14 protein-coding genes are annotated in these 14,909 nt (G+C 70.5%); 6 read left to right on the top strand and 8 right to left on the bottom strand.

Annotation, left to right across the window (positions count from 1 at the left end; translation table 11 throughout):
* Positions 1 to 60: 60 nt before the first annotated feature.
* Positions 61 to 468, bottom strand: a complete 408-nt coding sequence (locus tag ACIBEJ_RS46325) for a VOC family protein (RefSeq protein ID WP_397189384.1) — start codon at positions 466 to 468, stop codon at positions 61 to 63.
* 404 nt (positions 469 to 872) lie between these two features.
* Between ACIBEJ_RS46325 and ACIBEJ_RS46320 the strand changes: the two genes are divergently transcribed.
* The 3 genes from ACIBEJ_RS46320 to ACIBEJ_RS46310 all read left to right on the top strand — a co-directional run bounded on the left by ACIBEJ_RS46320 (position 873) and on the right by ACIBEJ_RS46310 (position 3,979).
* Positions 873 to 3,293 carry a M4 family metallopeptidase gene (locus ACIBEJ_RS46320; RefSeq protein ID WP_397189383.1) on the top strand — a complete coding sequence of 807 codons (2,421 nt, stop codon included), beginning with the start codon at positions 873 to 875 and terminating at the stop codon, positions 3,291 to 3,293.
* Positions 3,294 to 3,349: 56 nt separating this feature from the next.
* On the top strand, positions 3,350 to 3,619 hold the full coding sequence (locus tag ACIBEJ_RS46315; RefSeq protein ID WP_397189382.1) for a hypothetical protein: 270 nt from the start codon (positions 3,350 to 3,352) through the stop codon (positions 3,617 to 3,619).
* A gap of 75 nt (positions 3,620 to 3,694) precedes the next feature.
* A complete protein-coding gene (locus ACIBEJ_RS46310) occupies positions 3,695 to 3,979 on the top strand; it encodes a hypothetical protein (protein WP_397189381.1) in 285 nt (94 codons plus the stop codon).
* Between the two features lie 75 nt (positions 3,980 to 4,054).
* Here ACIBEJ_RS46310 and ACIBEJ_RS46305 read toward each other — a convergent pair whose 3' ends face one another.
* Positions 4,055 to 4,795 (bottom strand): TetR/AcrR family transcriptional regulator, encoded by a 741-nt coding sequence (locus tag ACIBEJ_RS46305; protein ID WP_397189380.1) that lies wholly within the window; start codon positions 4,793 to 4,795, stop codon positions 4,055 to 4,057.
* A gap of 85 nt (positions 4,796 to 4,880) precedes the next feature.
* On the opposite strand from ACIBEJ_RS46305, the gene ACIBEJ_RS46300 reads away from it, so the two are divergent.
* Both ACIBEJ_RS46300 and ACIBEJ_RS46295 read left to right on the top strand, forming a co-directional pair.
* A complete protein-coding gene (locus ACIBEJ_RS46300) occupies positions 4,881 to 5,825 on the top strand; it encodes an ATP-binding cassette domain-containing protein (protein WP_397189379.1) in 945 nt (314 codons plus the stop codon).
* Positions 5,822 to 6,622, top strand: coding sequence for an ABC transporter permease (locus ACIBEJ_RS46295; protein WP_397189378.1), 801 nt, complete (start codon positions 5,822 to 5,824; stop codon positions 6,620 to 6,622). The genes ACIBEJ_RS46300 and ACIBEJ_RS46295 overlap by 4 nt, the downstream gene beginning before the upstream one ends.
* Before the next feature lie 18 nt (positions 6,623 to 6,640).
* Here ACIBEJ_RS46295 and ACIBEJ_RS46290 read toward each other — a convergent pair whose 3' ends face one another.
* The 3 genes from ACIBEJ_RS46290 to ACIBEJ_RS46280 all read right to left on the bottom strand — a co-directional run bounded on the left by ACIBEJ_RS46290 (position 6,641) and on the right by ACIBEJ_RS46280 (position 10,206).
* The gene (locus tag ACIBEJ_RS46290) at positions 6,641 to 8,926 is read right to left on the bottom strand and encodes an FdhF/YdeP family oxidoreductase (RefSeq protein ID WP_397189377.1); all 2,286 of its coding nucleotides are present in this window, start codon (positions 8,924 to 8,926) and stop codon (positions 6,641 to 6,643) included.
* Positions 8,927 to 9,019: 93 nt separating this feature from the next.
* Entirely contained in the window at positions 9,020 to 9,634 is a 615-nt protein-coding gene (locus ACIBEJ_RS46285) for a hypothetical protein (RefSeq protein ID WP_397189376.1), read from the bottom strand.
* A 2-nt stretch (positions 9,635 to 9,636) separates the two neighbouring features.
* Positions 9,637 to 10,206 carry an RNA polymerase sigma factor gene (locus ACIBEJ_RS46280; RefSeq protein ID WP_397189375.1) on the bottom strand — a complete coding sequence of 190 codons (570 nt, stop codon included), beginning with the start codon at positions 10,204 to 10,206 and terminating at the stop codon, positions 9,637 to 9,639.
* Between the two features lie 108 nt (positions 10,207 to 10,314).
* Here ACIBEJ_RS46280 and ACIBEJ_RS46275 point away from each other — a divergent pair, with 108 nt between their 5' ends.
* Positions 10,315 to 11,103 (top strand): helix-turn-helix transcriptional regulator, encoded by a 789-nt coding sequence (locus tag ACIBEJ_RS46275; RefSeq protein WP_397189374.1) that lies wholly within the window; start codon positions 10,315 to 10,317, stop codon positions 11,101 to 11,103.
* Between the two features lie 59 nt (positions 11,104 to 11,162).
* Here ACIBEJ_RS46275 and ACIBEJ_RS46270 read toward each other — a convergent pair whose 3' ends face one another.
* The 3 genes from ACIBEJ_RS46270 to ACIBEJ_RS46260 all read right to left on the bottom strand — a co-directional run bounded on the left by ACIBEJ_RS46270 (position 11,163) and on the right by ACIBEJ_RS46260 (position 14,784).
* Positions 11,163 to 12,698 (bottom strand): long-chain fatty acid--CoA ligase, encoded by a 1,536-nt coding sequence (locus ACIBEJ_RS46270; RefSeq protein WP_397189373.1) that lies wholly within the window; start codon positions 12,696 to 12,698, stop codon positions 11,163 to 11,165.
* 222 nt (positions 12,699 to 12,920) lie between these two features.
* Entirely contained in the window at positions 12,921 to 13,649 is a 729-nt protein-coding gene (locus tag ACIBEJ_RS46265) for a heparin lyase I family protein (protein ID WP_397189372.1), read from the bottom strand.
* Between the two features lie 28 nt (positions 13,650 to 13,677).
* Positions 13,678 to 14,784, bottom strand: a complete 1,107-nt coding sequence (locus ACIBEJ_RS46260; RefSeq protein ID WP_397189371.1) for an ROK family transcriptional regulator — start codon at positions 14,782 to 14,784, stop codon at positions 13,678 to 13,680.
* Between the last annotated feature and the right edge of the window lie 125 nt (positions 14,785 to 14,909).

The raw sequence follows: 14,909 nt of genomic DNA, 5'->3' as shown, positions 1-14,909 counted from the left end.
GGTGATCCGAACTCACGTTAACCGCGTTCGATCACCCCGGCCAGCGGCGTTTTCCCCGCCTCAGGAATTGACCACGTCCACGACCCAGGTGACGCCGAACCGGTCTTTCAGCATCCCGTAGAGCGGCGCCCACTGCGCGGGCCCGAGCGGCTGCGAGACGCTCGCGCCGTCGGAGAGCTTCTCCCAGTACGCACTGACCTCCTCGGCCGTGTCCCCGCGCAGGGAGACGAAGAAGGCGTTCTCCCCCTGGTCCCACGGCAGGCGGGACGGGACGTCGTAGGCCATGACGCGAAAGCCGCCACCGGCGTCCACCTGGCCCCACATCACCTGGTCAGCCGGGCTCTGGACGTCTCCGGCGTCCTTGTAGGTGACGACGGCCATCTCGCCGCCGAACACGGACTGGTAGAAGGTCAGCGCCGCGCGGGCGTCGCCGCGGAAGTTCAGATGGGTGACCGCGTTAACGGACATGTCGGGACTCCTTGCCGATCGGTTGGCCTATGTCCCCACCGTCGCAGGGGTAGCGGCCAGGGTGTGTCCGCTTCTCGCTCCGATCTGGCAGCATCTCCCCTATTTGTCAATACGCCACCTCTGAGAAACGGTCACAAAGAAAAGGCCATAACGCATTACGGCCACAGCGTTCCCCACCCAGAAACCCTGATCAAAGCGGATAAATCACCATTGGACCGGTACAGCATCGGTTGTCAGTGAATTTCCAAGTATTTCCGCACATATTGACGGCCATTTAGATCTCACGTCAGATGCAGGAAGCTCCGTCACCGCGGAGCTACGCCGAGATCTCTGGGGAGATCTCGCACACCCCCCGGCGGCCGACGTACCCCCAGCCGCGGCCGCTCACCCAGAAGGAGCACCGCGTGAAACGCAGACTCGCGTTAGCGCTCGTCGCGAGCACCACCAGCCTGCTCGTGGCGCTGTCGGGCTCGATCGCCTCGGGCCACTCCGCCCTGGCGGCGCAGACCGCCGCACCTCCGGACCCGGCCACCGCCGCCGCCCAGGCGGCCGACCGCCTGGTGGAGTCCGAGCCCGGCGTCCTGCGCGTCTCGCCCAAGGACGCCTTCGTCCGCAAGGGCGTCACCGCCGGCCAGAACGGACTCAACTACGTCTCCTACGACCGCACCTACGCCGGCCTGCCGGTGCGCGGCGGTGACTTCGTCGTCGTGACCAACGCTTCCGGCGGCGTCCTGAGCACCTCCGTCGCGCAGACCCGGCCGCTGGACGTCGCGACCAAGCCGGCGATCAGCGCCGAGAAGGCCGCCGACGTCGCGCGCGCCCTGGTGCCCGAGATCGCCGCGGTCTCCCTGCCCCGGCTGAGCGTGTTCGCCGAGGGCGCGGGGCGCCTGGCGTACGAGGTGCAGGTCTCCGGCACGGACAACGGGCGCGAGACGAAGCTGCACGTGTTCGTCGACGCGCTCGACGGCCAGGTCATCGAGAAGTCCGACCTGGTCATGGCGGGCATCGGCAACAGCTACTACAACGGCAACCCGGTCACCATCGGCACCTCGGGCTCGGGCACCAGCTTCTCCATGACCGACCCGAACCGCTCGGGCATCCGGTGTGGCGGCCAGAACGGCGCCGCGTTCACCGGCACCGACGACAACTGGGGCAACGGCTCCGGCACGGACCTGGAGACCGCCTGCGTGGACGCGCTGTTCGGCGTGGGCAAGGAATGGGACATGCTCAGCCAGTGGCTGGGCCGTAACGGCATCAACGGCACCGGCGGCGGCTTCCCCGCCCGCGTCGGCCTCAACGCCGTCAACGCCTTCTGGAACGGCAGCTACACGAACTTCGGCCGCTCCCAGGACAACCAGCGCCAGGTCACCCCGATGGACGTCGTCGCCCACGAGTACGGCCACGCCATCTTCCAGACCACCCCAGGCGGCTCGACCGGCAGCAACGAGAAGGGCGGCCTGAACGAGTCGACCGGCGACATCTTCGGCGCGCTGACCGAGTGGTTCGCCAACCTGCCCGCCAACCTCGACCCGCCCGACTACAGCGTAGGCGAGGAGGTCAACCTGGTCGGCAGCGGCCCGATCCGCTACATGCACCAGCCGTCGCTGATCTCCGGCCACCCCAACTGCTACTCGGCCTCCGTGCCGAACATGGAGGTCCACGCGGCCGCCGGCGTACAGAACCACTGGTTCTACCTCCTGGCCGAGGGCACCAACCCGACCAACGGCCAGCCGGCCAGCCCGACCTGCAACTCCACGACGCTGACCGGGCTCGGCCCGCGCAAGGCCGGCCAGATCTTCATGGCCACGCTGCTGCGCAAGACCGCGACGTGGACGCACTCGCTGGCCCGCAAGGCGTCGCTGGAGGCGGCGATCCAGTCGTTCCCCGGCTCCTGCGCCGAGTACAACGCGACCAAGGCGGCGTGGCTGGCCGTGAGCGTGCCGGCCGCGGCAGGCGAGCCGACCTCGTGCACCGGCGGCGGCCCCGACTTCCTGATCGAGCTGAACCCGACGTCGGCGACCGTACAGCCAGGCCAGGCGACCAGCGTGAACGTGATCACGACGACCACCACCCCGCCCGCGCAGACGGTCGCCCTCTCGGCCTCCGGCCTGCCCGCCGGCGTGACGGCGTCGTTCAACCCGCCCACCATCACCTCGGGCGGCAACTCCACGATGACGATCAACGTGCCCACGGGCACGCCCAGCGCCACCTACAACGTCATCGTCACCGGTGACGGCACTTCGGTCGACCGCACCGCCCCGTTCACCCTGAACGTCGGCACGACCGGCAACGTGGTCTTCAACGACACGTTCGAGACCTCGCTGGGCTGGACCACGAACGCCTCCGGCACCGACACCGCCACCTCGGGCGCATGGGAGCGCGGTGACCCCGCGGCCACGAGCTCCGGGATCGGCCTGCAGCTCGGGACCACCGTCAGCGGCGTCAACGACCTCGTGACCGGCCGCCTGGCCGGCAGCGGTGCGGGCACCTACGACGTGGACGGCGGTGCCACGACCATCCGCTCGCCGGAGATCGCGCTGCCGACCGGGACGCTCACGCTGACCCTGTCGTGGTACCTGGCGCATCTCAACAACGCGAGCAGCGCCGACTACTTCCGCGTACGGGTCGTGTCCGGCTCGACGAACACGGTCGTGCTGCAGCAGCTCGGCTCGGCCGCCAACCGGGCCGGCGCCTGGCAGTCCGCGACGGTCAACCTGTCCTCCTTCGCGGGCCAGACCGTCCGCCTGCTGGTCGAGACGGCCGACGCGGGTACGGCCAGCCTGATCGAGGCCGGCGTGGACGACGTGAAGATCACCCGCTCCTGACCCCCTCAATCCCGGCGCCCGCCCAGGGCGCCGGGATCCCTCCAGGAAGGGACACCGTGCGAAAGACCATCGTGGCCGTCACCGCCGCCCTGGCCTGCGTGATCACCACCCAGCCGGCGCTCGCGTCGGCGCAGGCGATTTACACGTGCGCGAGCGGCAACCGCGTCTTCATCTCCGACCTGGTCGGATACGTCATCTTCGCCAGCGGCTGCACCGGCCCGCCCGGACCCGGTGGCGGCTCGGTCGCGATCCCCTCCGGCACCTACCACTGCCTGACGGTGAACTTCATCCCCAACCCGAACTTCCTGAACGGCCAGCGCTGCTGAGCCGGTGAGGAACGCACATGCGGCGGTGACGGGCGCATCTGGGCGGGTGCCCGGAGCGCTCGTACCGTCGTGGGCATGCGGAACAAACGCCTCGCCGCCGCGCTGGGCGCGGCACTGCTGGCCGTACCTCTGATCGCGACGCCCGCGCACGCGGCGGGCTTCTACTCCTGCACCGGAGGCGCGGTGCACCCGATGGGCTCGTCCTACCACGTGAGCGGGCACAACTGCGGGGGCCTGGGCATCTCCGACGTGACCGTCACCCTGCGCGGCGGCAGCGCCGCGGGAAGCTACCTCTGCCAGACGGTCCTGTACTTCCCCACCACCGCGAACCTGGGCGGCTTCACCTGCCAGCCGGCCTGACCGCGGCGGAAAGCGTATCCAAAGCCGCCGTCCGGGGACGCGACGCGGACTCCATCGCTACCTGGGGAAGATCGGCTACCAGACCCGGCGGCTCTGGGCGTCTGACGGGAGAGCCGCGGCGACGCAGTCGAGGACGCGTTCCAGGCCGTAGCGGAAGCGGTCGTCGCGGCTCAGCTCGTGCTGGCGCGCCTCCGTCACGATCTTGGTGAAGATCGGGTACTCCCCGCTCTCCGCGAGCTGGCGGACGCGCGGGGTGCTGCGCGCCAGCCACTCCTGCTCGCTGAGCCCGCTGCGGCGCAGTTCCTCCGCCGCGCTGACCTCCGCGCGGGCGGAGCCCTCCACGTAGCCGCTCAGGATGGCCATGAGCCCGAGGTTCTCGTCGATCGAGAGGTACGGGTCGAGCGCGCCCATCACCCGCTCGATCAGCCGTACCTGGTTGGGCCCGTAGCTGTTGAGCGCCCGGTTGACGGTGGCGATCCACGGGTGCCGGTGCCACATCGCGCGCAGTTCCAGGGCGTAGCGGGTCAGGTCCGAGCGCCAGTCCCCCGAGGGCATCCCCTCGACGTCGATCTCGCCCTGCAACCGGTCGGCCACGATCATGATGAGGTCGTCGCGGCTCGGCACGTACCGGTAGAGCGACATCGCGCCCGCGCCGATCTCCGCGGCGATCCGCCGCATCGTGGCCGCCTCCAGCCCCTCGGCGTCGGCGATCCGCACCGCCGCCTCGGCGATCCGGTCACGGCTGTACGCCGGCTTCGGCCCGCGGGCCGGGCGTTCCGGCCGCATCCAGATGTTCACGTACTCGGCGTCGGTCACCGCTGCACCCCCTACTTGCGTACATGGTACCCAGTAATCTACTCTGGCCGCCTAACCGCGTACAACGTACCCAGTGGAGGGTTCCGTGGATGATCCGATCGTGGTCGCCGAAGGGCTGCGCAAGTCCTTCGGCGACACCCATGCGCTGCGCGGCCTGGACCTGGCCGTCCCCCGAGGCACGGTCTGCGGCGTGCTCGGGCCGAACGGCGCAGGCAAGACAACGGCGGTGCGTATCCTGGCGACGCTGTCCGACCCCGACGCCGGGCACGCCCGCATCGCCGGGTACGACGTGGTCCGCGAGGCGGCCAAGGTCCGTGACCGGATCGGCCTCGCGGGCCAGTACGCCGCCGTGGACGAGAAGCTGACCGGCCGCGGCAACCTGCGCATGTTCGGCCGCCTCTACCACCTGTCCAGGGCAGAAGCCCGCCGCCGGGCCGACGAGCTGCTCGACCGCTTCGGCCTGACGGAGGCCGCCGACCGCCAGGTCGCCGGCTACTCCGGCGGCATGCGCCGCCGCCTCGACCTGCTGACCAGCCTCATCCTCCGCCCCGAGGTGCTCTTCCTCGACGAGCCGACCACCGGCCTCGACCCGCGCAGCCGCGGCGAGATCTGGGACAGCGTCCGCGAGCTCGTGGCGGACGGCACCACCGTCCTGCTCACCACCCAGTACCTGGACGAGGCCGACCGACTGGCCGACGACATCGCCGTCGTCGACCACGGGCGGGTGATCGCCACCGGCACCCCCGACGAACTGAAGGCCACGATCGGCGACCGGCTCGACGTCATCCTCCAGGACCCGGCCACGCTGCGTCCGGCGGCGGCCGCCCTGCACGCCCTGGCCGGGGCCGAACCCACCACGGCCGACGGCGGCCGGCTCAGCGTCGCCCTGCCCGGCGGCGGCCTCCGGCTCGCCGACGTCGTGCGCGAACTCGACCGCGCCGGGGTTGCCGCGGTCGACGTCAGCCTGCGCCGCCCCACACTCGACGAGGTGTTCCTGCGCCTCACCGACCGCGAGGAGATCGCCCGATGACCACCCTGCGCTGGACCCTCGCCGACGGGCTGACCCTGGTCGGCCGCGAGCTGGGACGGCTGCGCCAGGAGCCGGGCGAGATCGTCGGCGCCCTGGTCTTCCCGGCCATCATGGTCGTGCTGTTCGGCTACGTCTTCGGCAGCGCGATCCAGGTGCCGGACGGCGGCGACTACCGCGAGTACCTGATGCCGGGGCTGTTCGCGATGGTGACGTTCACGGCGGTGACCGGGGTCATGGCCCGCATGGCCGGTGACGCCGCCCGCGGCGTGATGGACCGCTTCCGCTCGATGCCGATGGCCCGCCTGGCGGTGCCGTTCGGGCAGACCGGCAGCGACTCCCTGATCGGCGTGCCGCTCCTGGCCGTCATGGTGGCGGCGGGCCTGCTGGTGGGCTGGCAGCCGCACCGCGGCCCGGTCCTCACGGCGGGGGCGTTCCTGCTGATGATGCTGCTGCGGTACGCGCTGAGCTGGGTCGGCGTCTACGTGGGCCTGGTGGTGAAGAACGAGCAGTTCGTCGCCCAGGTCGCCGCGCCGCTGTTCCTGCCGTTCACGATGCTGTCCAACTCTTTCGTGCCGACGGACGGCATGCCGGGATGGCTGCGGTTCCTGGCCGACTGGAGCCCGGTCAGCGCGCTCACCGCCGCCGCGCGCGAGCTGTTCGGCAACCCCGGCGCCCCGTCCGGCGACCTGGCCTGGCCGATGGCGCATCCGGTGGCCGCCGTCCTGCTCTGGTCGGCCGCGCTGCTGGCGGTGTTCGTGCCGCTGTCGCTGCGCGCGTACACCCGCAAGGGCAGGTGAACGGCGGCGCCCTGGGGTTCAGGCGGACGGGGTGATGGTGACCCGGAGGTGTTTCATCAGCGGCTGGTCGCTCTGGGTGCTGTGGTCGGTGATCGAGCACAGGACGTTCATCTCGGGCATGTATCCGGCCGCGCAGCCTCTGGGCAGGTTGTGCCGGACGGCGAGGTAACCGCGCAGGGAGCGGGTGCTGCCGTCCCTGGCGGTGCTGGTGATGTCGACCGGCTCGAACTGGCCGATGCCGCGCTCGCGCATGTCGTCGGCGTTCATGAAGACGAGCGTGCGCAGGTTCTTGATGCCGCGGTAGCGGTCGTCGTCGGAGTAGATCGTGGTGTTCCACTGGTCGTGGGAGCGCATGGTGCCGAGGACGAGCGTGCCCGGCGGGGGGACGACGTCGGGCAGCGGGGCCGTGGAGAACGCGGCCAGGCCGGAGGGCGTGAGGAAGACCAGCTCACGGGCGGGCTGCTTGATGCGGAAGCCCATGGGCAGGCGGACCCGGCGGTTGAAGTCCTCGAACCCGTCCAGGACCTGGGCCATGGAGTCGCGGATGCGGTCGTAGTCCTCGACGTACCAGTCCCAGGGGGTGTCGCTGTCCGGCAGGGCGGCGCGGGCCAGGCCCGCGATGATGGCGGGCTCGGACAGCAGCCGAGGTGAGGCGGGGCGTTTCATCCCGATCGACAGGTGCACCATGCTCATCGAGTCCTCGACCGAGGTCTGCTGCACGCCGCTGCGCTGCACGTCCTTCTCGGTGCGGCCCAGGCACGGCAGGATCAGCGCCTGCCGGCCGTGGACGAGGTGGCTGCGGTTCAGCTTGGTGCTCACGTGGACGGTCAGCTCGCACGAGCGCAGCCCGGCGTGGGTGTAGGGGGTGTCGGGGGCGGCCATGGCGAAGTTGCCGCCCATGCCGACGAACACCTTGACCTCGCCGCGGTGCATCGCCTCGATGGTGGCCACCACGTCCAGGCCGTCGGCGCGCGGCGGGTCGATGTCGCAGACCTGCGCGAGCCGGTCGAGGAACTCCTTCGGCGGCCGGTGGTCGATGCCGCACGTGCGGTTGCCCTGGACGTTGCTGTGCCCGCGCACCGGCGAGGGGCCCGCGCCCTCCCGGCCCAGGTTGCCGCGGAGCAGGAGCACGTTGACGATCTCCCTGATGGTGTCGACGCCGTGCTCGTGCTGGGTGACGCCCAGGCACCAGCTGATGATGCTGCGATCGGCGCCGCGGTAGACCCGGGCGGCTCTGAGGATGTCCTCGCGGGCGAGGCCGCTCTGCCGTTCGATCTCCGCCCAGGGCGTCGCCGCGCACAGGTCCCTGTACGCGGCGAAGCCCGTCGTGTGCCGGTCGATGAACTCCTGGTCCACGGCATGCGGATCGCTCCCGGCCCGCTCCAGCGTCGCCTTGGCGATGCCGCGCATCAGCGCCATGTCGCCGCCGCTGCGCACCTGGAGGTTCAGGGTGCTGGTGCGGGTGGAGCGGAACAACGCCATCCGCGTGAACTCGTGCGGGATGATCGTCCGGGTGGCGCCCGCCTCGATCATCGGGTTGACGTGCACGATGTGGGCGCCGCGGCGGTAGGCCTCGGCGAGGCTGGTGAGCATCCTGGGCGCGTTGGAGGCCGCGTTGACCCCCATGACGAACAGCGCGTCCGCGCTCTCCCAGTCCTTGAGGTCGGCGGTGCCCTTGCCGGTCCCGAGCGAGGCGTGCAGGGCCCGGCCGCTGGCCTCGTGGCACATGTTGGAACAGTCGGGCAGGTTGTTGGTGCCCAGCTCGCGGGCCATGAGCTGGTAGAGGAAGGTGGCCTCGTTGCCCAGCCGTCCCGAGGTGTAGTACGCCGCCTGGTTCGGGTCGTCCAGGGCGCGTACCGTCCGGCCGAACAGCGCGAACGCGTCCTCCCAGCCGATGGGGACGTAGTGGTCGGTGGCGGCGTCGTAGACCATCGGCTCGGTCAGCCTGCCCTGGTCCTCCAGCGCGAAGTCGCTCCAGCCCGACAGCTCGCCGACGGTGTGGGCGGCGAAGAACTCCCGGCCGACCCGCTTGCCGGTCATCTCCCACGTGACGTGCTTTATGCCGTTCTCGCAGATGTCCAGGTTCAGGCCCTTGGTGTCCGGCCACGCGCATCCCGGGCAGTCGAAGCCGCCGTTCTCGTGGTTCATGCGCAGCGCCGCGCGGGGACCCTCGACGAGCTCACGCTCCCGCACCACGAACTCGGCCACGGCCTTGGCCGCTCCCCAGCCGGCGGCCGGGTGATGGTAGGGACGGGACTGCGGCGGTCCGTCAGGCTCCGGCCCCACCCTGGGCTCTTCGCTCATTTCCCCAGTTAAGCCCAATGCCCGGATGGCACCCGAGAACCTGGACAACTCCATACTTCTTGGCTCGGGTTTCCTTGGCAGGAATTGGGCGAACTATGCCTTTCCCCGCGGAATGGGGGTGCACGGCTTCACGGTGCTGCCCGCCTTGGCCAGCCAGGTGCCGAGCTGCCAGGGGGCGGGGCCCGCCGGGGTCTCCGAGTACTCCAGGACGACGGTCTCGCCCGGCCATACGTGCTGGGGGGAGATCAGGAGCTCCCGCTGGGAGATCGGCTTGGTCGCCCGGAACGAGCGCCATCCCTTCTCGTCGCCCCGCTCGTGCGGCTTGTCCCCGCCGTAGGCGCCGTCCACGCTGTCGAACCGGGGCGTCTCCGCACACCATGTGTCCGTGGGCAGGAACGTCACGTCGGCCCTGACACCGGCCGCGAGGAGATCGGCCTCCAGCGCCTCCGGGTCACGCAGCTCGTTGACGGCCACGGTGATCGTGCCGTCCGGGTTCGTGGTCACGGCATAGGCGGGCGTACCGGTGCCGACGACCAGCGCGGCGGCCGCGACCGCCGCCGCGGCCCCCGCCGCGACCGCCAGCCGGGGGGTGGCGGCGAAGCGGCGGCGGCGGGGGCTCATGCCGTCCATCAGCCGCCGCCTGGCGCCGGCGAGATCCTCCTGCGTGGCGGGCGGGATCGTCGCCCACATGCTCTTGAGCTCGTTCACGGTCACTCTCCTTCTTCTGGCGGCAGGGCCTGGCGGACCTGGGCGCGGGCCCGGTTGAGCCGGGAACCGACGGTGCCCGGCGGGATGGCGAGCGCGTCGGCGACCTCCTGGTAGCTCAGCTCGGCCCAGGCGACCAGCAACAACACGTCCCGGTCGACCTGTTTGAGTCGTAAGAGCGCCCTGGCCAGCGGCCGGTTGACGGCTAGCGTGTTGACGCCGTCCTCGACCTGCGTGTTCGCGGTCTCCGCCGGGTGCGCCCCGGTGCGGAGGTAGGCGCGGTACAGGGCGATCTCGGTACGCCGCCGCTTGCCGATCACGTTGGAGGCGATGCCGTAGAGCCAGGGGCGGGCGTCGGGGCGGCCCCTGTCGTAGGCGTCCCTGCGCTGGAAGGCGGCCAGGAACGTGTCGGCGACGACGTCCTCGGCCTCCCCCGGTCCCAGCCGACGGACCACGTAGCGGTGCAGCGAAGGTGCGTACCTGTCGAACAGCACGGCGAAGACCTCGGGCTCGGTCAGCGACCTCTCGATGAGCGCCGCGTCGTCGACGTGGACCTCCTCACGGGCGAGCGTCATACGTCCCGGCCTTTCCTGGTGTGTACGGTCACCTGTACTTACCGCCCCACCCGGAATAGCTTCACGCGAAGTGGTCGTCCCTGGAAAAGCTTGAAAGGCTTGTCGGTTGTGACCGTGGAAACCTGGCGCGGCTGGTGCATGCTCCGGCCCGGACTGCTGCTCTACGGCGGCACCGTCGGCACGAACCGCATGCACGCGCACCATGCCGTCCAGTTGCTCGCCTCCGCGGAGCCGTTCACGATGGCCGACGCCCACGGCGCGCTGCTCACCACGAAGATCGCCATCATCCCGCAGGACGTCCGCCACGAGATCCGCGAGGGCGCCCGCGACACCCTGCTCGCCCTCCTCGACCCGCGCAGCTCGCCCGGCCGCGCCCTGCTCGCCCGCTTCGGGCCGGGCGACACGGCCGCGTCCTGGTCACCCACGGTGCGGCCGGCGTCGGCGGAGGAGGCCCGGCCGTTCAGGTTCGGCGCGCCGCCGTCCGGGCACACGCGCGCGGCCGAGGCCACGGCGGCGCTGCGGACCGTCGAGGCGTGGACCGGCCACACGGCCGCGGACGGCGCGCGCCGGCATCCCGCGATCGAGGCGGCGATCTTGGTGATCCCCACGCTGCTGCCCAAGGGCCCGGTGCGCATCCGCACGGTGGCCGAGGCGGTGCACCTGTCGCCGAGCCGGCTGGCACATCTGTTCAGCGCGCACGTGGGGATCCCGCTGCGGCCCTACGTGCGGTGGCTGCGCATGCAACGCGCCATCGACCTGGTGGCCGGGGGCCAGACGCTGACGGCGGCCGCCCACAGCGCGGGCTTCACCGACGGCCCGCACTTCACCCGCGTCTTCCGCGACACCTTCGGCAACACTCCGTCCGAGCTCGCCGCCGCGATCGACTGGCTGCCGTGAAGGGACCAAGCTGGTGAACGGTCCCCGCAGGCGTTCACCAGCTTGGTGGAGGGGTGTGTCTAGCGCAGCTCGCGCTTGAGGATCTTTCCGGTGGCCGAGATCGGCAGGGTCTCGCGGAACTCGATGACCCGCGGGTACTTGTAGGCCGCCATGTTCTCCTTGCTCCAGGCGATGAGCTCGTCCTCGGTCACGCTCGCGCCCGGCGTCAGGATGACGTACGCCTTGACCTCCTCGCCGTGCGAGTCGTGCGGCATGCCGACCACCGCCACCAGCGAGACCGCCGGGTGCGTCATCAGCACCTCCTCGATCTCGCGCGGGTAGACGTTGAAGCCGCCCCTGATGATCATGTCCTTGGTGCGGTCGACGATGGAGTAGTAGCCCTCCTCGTCGCGGGTGGCGACGTCGCCGGTGCGGAACCAGCCGTCCCGCATGACCTCGGCGGTCTCCTCCGGCCGGCCGTAGTAGCCCTGCATGACGTTGTGCCCGCGCACGGCGACCTCGCCCGGCCCCTCGCCCTCGATGGTGTTCCAGTCGCGGTCCACCAGCCGCATCTCCACGCCCCAGATGGGGAAGCCGATCGTGCCGGGCTTGGTCGGCCGGCTGAGCTGGTTGAAGCTGGCCGCCGGGGAGGTCTCCGACAGGCCGTAACCCTCCAGGATCGCGATGCCGAAGGTGGCCTCGAAGTCCTTGAGCACCTCGATCGGGCAGGAGGCCGCCCCTGACACCGCCACCCTCAGTGTCTTGGGCACCTCGTCGCCGTCGCTGTGGATCTTCGAGAGCATCGCCCAGTACATGGTGGGCACCCCGGCGAACATGGTCACCTTCTCCCGGCGCATGAGCTCCAGAGCGTCACCGGCGTCGAAGCGCGGCAGGAGCACCAGGGTGCCGCGCCTGCGCAGGCACACGTTCATGACCGAGACCTGGCCGAAGGAGTGGAAGAGCGGCAGCACGGCCAGCGAGACGTCGCCCTCGGGGTCGGCCGGGAACATCCCGTCGCTGACCATGATGTTGAGCAGCAGGTTGGCGTGGGTCAGCACGGCGCCCTTGGGCTGCCCGGTGGTGCCGGAGGTGTAGAGGATGGCCGCGGTGTCGCCGGGCTCGGTCTGGACCGTCTCGAACTCCCCTGACATGCCGTCCAGCGCCGCCCAGAACGACTCCCCGTGCTCCGACTCGATGGCCAGCGGCGTCGCGGGCAGCACGATGAACTCCTCGCACCCGTCCACGGCCTCGAACGCCTCCCGCCCCCGCGCGCCCATGGGCAGCTCGGCGGTGCCCTCGAAGCAGAACAGCGCCTTGGAGTCGCTGTCGGTCAGGTGGTAGGCGATCTCACGCGGCTGCAACAGCAGGTTGAGCGGCACCACGGTCGCCCCGGCCTTGAGGATGCCGAAGTAGACGAACGGGAAATAGGGCACGTTCGGGCAGAGCAGCGCGACCTTGTCACCCCTGCCGATCCCCCGCGACACCAGAAGGTTGGCGACCTGGTTCGCCACAGACTCCACCATCGAGTACGGCAGGCGGAGGTCACCGAAGACCAGGGCGGTGCGGTCGGGAACAGCGCGGGCGCTGTCTTCCAGAACGATCGACAGATTGAGCATCGCGACCCTTTCCTCGGAACGTGGGCCGGGCGTGGCCGGCGGTCTCCGCCCGGCGTACGCAGGTCTGACGCTCCTGCTCATCCTGGAACGGAACTTCGTACGGTCCAGAATGCCTTGAGGATTTGGGTCACACTTGTACGAACGTGCCGACATCGGGGTCCGACAAGGCGGTGCGCGCGGCGCACCGGGTTCCGCCTCGCCGAATGCCTCGGGTGACGCCGATCAGCCGGGGTTGACCTCGGCCATCGTGGTGGCGATGCGCGGGCGGTACAGGTCGTGGATCTGCGTGCCGTTCACGCTGGACCTGCGGTAGATGCCCCAGTGCACGTTGTTCTCCGTGCCGTCCCAGGTCTGGCCGTAGTGGGTGGTGCCGCCGCCCGCGAGGGTCTGCAGGCGGCCGTTGTACCAGACCTGGACCTGGCCGACGCTGCGGTTCTCCGAGTAGCGGACCTTCAGCACCATGGAGAACCACTGGCCCTGCGTGAGCGGGGTGGACCAGACGGTCCTGCCGACCTGGACGCCGTTGACGTCCTCGTCGTTGCGCAGGGTCAGCCGGCCGCCGCCGACGCCCAGGGTGAGGGGGTGGTTGGCCACGTTCGTGCCGTGGCACTTGAGCTGCAGGATGTAGTTCCAGGTGTTGGTCGTGGGGGCGCTCACCCGGGACTTCCAGCCGATGTAGACGGTCTGGCCGTCGTTCAGCAGGCGGCGCGCGACGGCCATCTCGCAGCGCTCGGAGTTCTGGCCGGTCTTGTCGTTGACGCGGAAGCGGAAGACGTTGCCGTGCTGGGAGTCGTTCTGCCAGGCGATGCTGCCGTCCGGGCAGGTGCCGGTGCCCGGTAGGGCGGTGCCGGCCCAGATGACGGCGGCGTTGCCCGCGGTGGCGGTGGTGACGACGAGCGCGGCGGCTGTGAGTGGCGCCAGCGTGCGTAGACACCAGCGGGTTAACGACATCGTGTGCTCCTTCGTGGGTTGGGGGGTGTCAGGCGGGGGTCATTTCGGCGACGCTGAACAGTTCTTCCTCGACTCGGTCGAGGGCCAGCCGTACCGCGCCCAGGGCCACGGACTCGTCGCCGAGGACGGAGGTCTCCACCTGGACGGGGAACAGGCACAGGCGCGACAGTTCTGCGCGCAACGGTTCGGCGAGCAGGTCACCGGCCTGCGACAGGCCGCCGCCGATGACGACGAGCTGGGGGTCGACGGTCAGGACGGTGGCGGCGACGCCGGTCGCCAGGTCCTTGACGAACGCGGTCACGATCGTGGCCGCCTCCGGATCCCCGGCACGGACGGCGGCGAACAGGCGCTCGGGCCCGTAGGAGCGGACGCGGTCGAGCGCGGTGTACCAGCCGACCTCGCGTAACACGCCTATCTCGCCGGCGCCGCCGTGGTGGCCGAGGTGGAGTCGGCCGCCGATCAGCACGCCGACGGAGATGCTGCGGCCGACCAGGAGGTAGATGACGTCGCCGACCGACCGGGCGGCGCCGCGCCAGTGCTCGGCGAGGGCGGCGAGCTTGGTGTCGTTGCCGACGAGCACCTGGCGTCCGACCTCGCCGAGCTCGCCGGCCAGGTCGAGGCCCTGCCAGTCGGGCAGCCGGTCGCTCACCACGACCCTGCCGCCGGAGACGACGCCGGTGGTGCCGACGCCCAGCGCCCGCAGCTCGCGTCCCTCGGTGGCCCGCTCGATCACGGTGCGGGCGGTGGCCAGCCGGTCGGCGGCGCTCATCTCGGGGTCCACCTCGGCCCTGGCGCTGCTGACGATGTCGCCGCGCAGGTCGGTGACCAGGCAGAGCACCTTGTGCGGGCCGATGTCCACGCCCGCGAGATGCCCTGCCTCGGGCCGGAAGCGGTAGCGCTTGGCCGGGCGGCCGACCGGGCGAGGCCCGTCCGGGGCGGGCCGCACTTCCTCGGCCAGGCCCTGTTGTTCCAGGTCGGAGACGATCTCCTCGACGGTGGGCCGGGAGAGCTGGCTGCTGCGCACCAGCTCGGTGAAGGTCAGCTCGTCGGCGGCATGCAAGGCCCGCAACACCGCGACCACGTTGAGGCGGCGTAGCAGCGCCGGATCACCGATCATGAATCCCTCTCTTGCCACCGAAGTGATCGTAATGCTAAACCGGAGTAGATTATTAAACAACCTTGGGTTTAATAACTCGCCAAGGGAGCCCCCCATGAGCAAGAAGGCCCTGTGCCTGGGCGTGCTGGCCGTCAGCGCGCTGG

It is taken from the genome of Nonomuraea sp. NPDC050790, from assembly GCF_044456745.1.
Lineage (GTDB): Bacteria > Actinomycetota > Actinomycetes > Streptosporangiales > Streptosporangiaceae > Nonomuraea.
This window is presented reverse-complemented; position numbering and strand designations above follow the sequence as displayed.

What these genes read in the sequence shown, in the direction of transcription:
- ACIBEJ_RS46325 (WP_397189384.1), bottom strand. Translation starts at nt 468, where the DNA reads ATGTCCGTTAACGCGGTCACCCATCTGAACTTCCGCGGCGACGCCCGC.
- ACIBEJ_RS46310 (WP_397189381.1), top strand. Translation starts at nt 3,695, where the DNA reads ATGCGGAACAAACGCCTCGCCGCCGCGCTGGGCGCGGCACTGCTGGCC.
- ACIBEJ_RS46295 (WP_397189378.1), top strand. Translation starts at nt 5,822, where the DNA reads ATGACCACCCTGCGCTGGACCCTCGCCGACGGGCTGACCCTGGTCGGC.
- ACIBEJ_RS46290 (WP_397189377.1), bottom strand. Translation starts at nt 8,926, where the DNA reads ATGAGCGAAGAGCCCAGGGTGGGGCCGGAGCCTGACGGACCGCCGCAG.
- ACIBEJ_RS46280 (WP_397189375.1), bottom strand. Translation starts at nt 10,206, where the DNA reads ATGACGCTCGCCCGTGAGGAGGTCCACGTCGACGACGCGGCGCTCATC.
- ACIBEJ_RS46270 (WP_397189373.1), bottom strand. Translation starts at nt 12,698, where the DNA reads ATGCTCAATCTGTCGATCGTTCTGGAAGACAGCGCCCGCGCTGTTCCC.
- ACIBEJ_RS46265 (WP_397189372.1), bottom strand. Translation starts at nt 13,649, where the DNA reads ATGTCGTTAACCCGCTGGTGTCTACGCACGCTGGCGCCACTCACAGCC.